General features: G+C 73.4%; 3 protein-coding genes and 1 pseudogene. 3 read left to right on the top strand and 1 reads right to left on the bottom strand.

Going from position 1 to position 4,235, the window contains the following annotated elements:
- A partial coding sequence (locus B7767_RS29185; protein ID WP_143652685.1) for a PP2C family protein-serine/threonine phosphatase occupies positions 1 to 649 on the top strand: 649 nt, incomplete at its 5' end.
- 23 nt (positions 650 to 672) lie between these two features.
- Here B7767_RS29185 and B7767_RS29180 read toward each other — a convergent pair.
- Entirely contained in the window at positions 673 to 2,163 is a 1,491-nt protein-coding gene (locus B7767_RS29180; protein WP_085574774.1) for a hypothetical protein, read from the bottom strand.
- 234 nt (positions 2,164 to 2,397) lie between these two features.
- Between B7767_RS29180 and B7767_RS29175 the strand changes: the two genes are divergently transcribed.
- Both B7767_RS29175 and B7767_RS29170 read left to right on the top strand, forming a co-directional pair.
- Positions 2,398 to 3,510, top strand: coding sequence for an aminoglycoside phosphotransferase family protein (locus B7767_RS29175; protein WP_085574773.1), 1,113 nt, complete (start codon positions 2,398 to 2,400; stop codon positions 3,508 to 3,510).
- A gap of 267 nt (positions 3,511 to 3,777) precedes the next feature.
- Positions 3,778 to 4,235: pseudogene (locus B7767_RS29170) on the top strand (N-acetylmuramoyl-L-alanine amidase); the annotation flags it as partial.

Genomic DNA, 4,235 nt, shown 5'->3' with positions numbered 1-4,235 from the left:
CGGCCCGGGAACCCTCGACCTCGCCGCGACCCACCTGCCGCCGTCGGCGCACGCACGGATCGGCGGCGACTGGTACGACGCCCTGGAGCTGCCCGACGGCACGACGCTGCTCGGCGCCGGCGAGCTGACCGGGCACGGCGTCGGCGCCGCGTCGGGCATGGCGATGCTGCTCGGCGCCGTGCGCGGCATGGCGATGACCGGCACCGCGCCGGGACCACTGCTGACCTGCCTCAACCGGTTACTGGACACCACCGCGCAGCCGGCCCTGGGCAGCGCCGTCTGTCTGCGCTACCGGCCCGGGACCCGCTCACTGCTGTGGGCGCAGGCCGGACACCCCGCCCCGCTGCTGTTCCGCGGCGGGACGGGGCGGGCGCTGGACGCCCCGGACGGCGTGCTGCTCGGGGCCACCCCCGGCGCCTCCTACGGACAGGCCGAGGTGACCCTCGAAGCCGGCGACGTGCTGCTGCTGCACACCGACGGACTGGTGCCCGGACACGCCGGAGCCACCGCCGTGCACCGTCTGCTCGGACTGGCCCCGCGCTTCGCCGCCGCCCGCACCGCACAGGAGTGCGTCCGGGCGGTCGTGGAGGAGCTCGGCGAGCGGGAGTGCGACGACGCCTGTGTGCTCGTCGCCCGGGTCGCCCCGTAGCCGATCCGCGCCGGGCCGTCCCCTCACGCCTGGGCGCTGCCGCCCTTGCCCCTGGGCCTGGGCAGCACCAGTTCGATCTCCTCCCTGAGTTCCTGGATCCTCGGGTACGAGGAGTACTCGGCGGTGAGCCGGTACATCTGGCGCAGCCGGTCCCAGGTGCGGCGCGAGGAGTTCTGCCCCATCGACACCAGGGCGAGGCGCGCGAACCGGTCCGCCTGTTCGGGGTCGTCGGCGATGAAGCACGCGGAGGCCATGGACAGGAAGTCGAAGATCTTCGACCGCTGCTGCGCGTCGACCCGCAGCGCCAGCGCCTTGTCCGCGTAGTGCTGGGCGTGCGTGGCGGCGTCCGGCTCGAACTCCGCGAGCGTCCGGTACGCCAGGGCCTGCATGCCGTACAGGTCCGCCTCGTTGAACAGCTGCATCCAGTTCGGCGGGGGCACGTCCCCCTTGTCGGAGACGAACAGGTCCTCCGCCTGTCCCAGGGTGCGGCGCATCGCCTGGCCCTTGCCCATGGACGCCTGCGCCCACGCCTCGATGGTGTGGAACATGGCGCGGGTGCGCGGCAGGACCTCCTCGCCCGAGCCGGACTGGGCGAGCTTCATCAGGTCCATCGCCTCGTCGGGCCGGCCCAGGTGCACCATCTGCCGTGCCGCCCGGGACAGGGCCTCACCGGCGCGCGGCCGGTCACCGCCCTCCCGGGCCGCGTGGGCGGCGATCACGAAGTACTTCTGGGCCGTGGGTTCCATGCCGACGTCGTGCGACATCCAGCCCGCGAGGACGGCGAGGTTGGCGGCGACGCCCCACAGGCGCCGCTGGAGATGGGGTGGGTGGCGGTAGGCGAGCATCCCGCCCACCTCGTTGAGCTGGCCGACCACCGCCTTGCGCTGGAGACCGCCGCCGCGGGCGGCGTCCCAGGCTCGGAACACCTCCACGGAGCGCTCCAGTTCCTCGATCTCCTGCGAGCCGATCGGGGCGGCCTCGTACCGGTCGAACCCGGCGGGGTCGGCGCGCAGGGGGTCGTCGAGTCGGGGAGCGTCGGCGGTCAGGGCCGGATCGGTGTGCAGCCAGTCGTGCATGGCGCTGCTGAGTGCGGAGCCCGCGGTGAGCGCGGCACCCGCGCCCACCAAGCCGCGTCGGTTGAGCATGAGGTCCATTCCCGTGAATTCGGTGAGGACCTCGGCTGTCCGCTCGGGCGCCCACGGCACTCCGTCAGGATGTTCCGCACTCCCGGGACGTGGCCGTTTCCCCGTACGCCCGTGCCGGACCAGACCGAGATCCTCGATGGTCACGACACGGCCGAGACGCTCGGTGAACAGGGCCGCCAGCACCCGCGGTACGGGATCGCGCGGGATCTCTCCCATGTCGATCCACCGCCGCACCCGGGAGGTGTCGGTCGCCAGCTGGGGGTGGCCCATGGCCGCCGCCTGCCGGTTGACCAGCCTCGCGAGTTCGCCCTTGGACCAGCCGGCCAGGCCGAACAGGTCCGAGAGCCGGGTGTTGGGTTGTCCGCTCACGTCAAGCCCCCAGGTTCTCGGCTGAGTTGACAGTAGCCCGGTGCGGGTTGCCGGGCGACTATTCGCCAGGGTTCGCCAGGGTGCGCCAGATGGTGTGCCAGGGGACATCGGGTGTCGAGTAGGAACGCGCCACCACGACCCCGTCGCACAGGGGCATTCCCCCAGGGTGCGCCCGGGCGGCCGGGCCGGGTGGTGCACTGACGTCGCAGGCACACGAAGGGATCTGTATCACCCATGTACGCAGCATCGTCCTCCGTGTCCGCCCCGCCCCGGCCGCTGCGCCCCCGTCCGTCGGACAGCGGCCCCTACCTCGCCCCCGCGCGCCCGGCGAACCCCGTCCTCGGCGCCGGCAACGTACGGCGCACCGCGGGACCGGGCACCCAGCCGCTCAGCGGGAGGCTCGACCTGTCCGGCCCGCAGGGCGCCCAGTTGCGCACGGCGATCGCGTCGGTGCACCGCATCTGCCCGGAGTTCGCGCCGGTCCAGGTGCTGCGCCGCACCGGCCGGTCCGTCCTGCTGGTCGGCACCACCGGCCGGAGCACCGCGGTCGCCAAGTGTTTAGTGGACCACTCCCCCGCGTGGAGTGAGCGGATCCGCCACGAAATAGCGGCATACCGCTCGTTCGTCCGGCACCGTCCGCCTGTGCGGGCGCCCCGGCTGATCGCGGCGGATCCGGACAACGGCACACTGGTGATCGAGCGGCTGCCCGGAAGGGTCGCGGCGCTCCAGCGGCACCCGGCCGAGGCACCGCCGCGGGCGGACATCAGGGCCGCACTCGGCGCGATCTGCCGGCTGAACTCCTGGCGGCCGCCGGCCGGGACGTTCGACGCGCCGCTGGACTACGCGGCCCGTATCTCCCGGTACCACGAGCTGGGTCTGCTCACCGACCGGGACCTGGGCGACCTGCAGAAGCTGCTGCACGGCATCGCGCTGGCCACCGGACGGCAGGGCATGGGCCAGTTCTGCCACGGCGACGCCCTGCTCTCCAACATCCTGATCTCACCGGCCGGTCCGGTGCTGGTGGACTGGGAGCACGCGGGCTGGTACCTGCCGGGGTACGACCTGGCGACGCTGTGGTCGGTGCTCGGGGACGCTCCGGCGGCCCGGCGTCAGATCAGCCAGATCGCTCAGTCGGCGGGACCGGCCTCGCGGGACGCCTTCCTGGTGAACCTGATGCTCGTACTGACCCGGGAGATCCGCACGTACGAGACGGCCGTCCAGCGCTCGATGCAGGACACGTCCCCGACGGCCCCGTCCGGAGAGGAACACCGCCTCCTCCTCCGTCGCCTCCACGACGACTGCCACATGGCCCGCCGAGCGGTACGAGCAGCAGTGGGCACCCGCTGAAAACCCCACCGCCACTGCGGGCAATCGTGCCGCAGGGCGGCACGGGTGGGCGCAGCTACGCGGGATTGCCGGGTGCCGCTCGCTGTCACCGGCGTACACCACTGACGCCCCGCAGGTCCGGCACCCACCGCCACGAAACCGACGCGCACCCCGATTGACAAGGTCATACGCGCCTCCCTGGGCATGATTGACGGATTATCAGCCGACCGGTACCACTGACGCACCACTCGGCTCACGTCGCACGCCCCACCGTCCCCGGAGGCCGCATTGAGACAACCCGTCCGCATCCTCGCCGCAGCCGCCCTCACCCTCCCCCTGCTCGGTGCCGCCCCCTCCACCGCCCCGCCGGGCACCGCCCGCCTCCAGCAGGCATTCGCCGCCGCAGCCGCCGAGTACGACGTACCGCAGAGCGTGCTGCTCGGCGTCTCCTACCTCCAGTCCCGCTGGGACGCCCACGCCGGAGCCCCGAGCGTGACCGGCGGCTACGGCCCCATGCACCTCACGGACGCCCGCACCGCACTCGCCGCCTCCGACCACCACGCCTCGGGCGCGGAGGACCCGCGCGGCGACGAGGCCCGCCCGCCGAAGCGTCCCGAGGCACGAGCGGTGCGCACCGGGGAGCTGCCCGCCCGGCTCACCACCCTGCCGAGGGCCGCCCGCCTGACCGGCCTCAGCCCCGAACGCCTGCGCGAGGACCCGGCCTCGAACGTGGCGGGCGGCGCCGC

Origin of the sequence: Streptomyces sp. 13-12-16 (assembly GCF_002114215.1) — a bacterium.
Lineage (GTDB): Bacteria > Actinomycetota > Actinomycetes > Streptomycetales > Streptomycetaceae > Streptomyces.
This window is presented reverse-complemented; position numbering and strand designations above follow the sequence as displayed.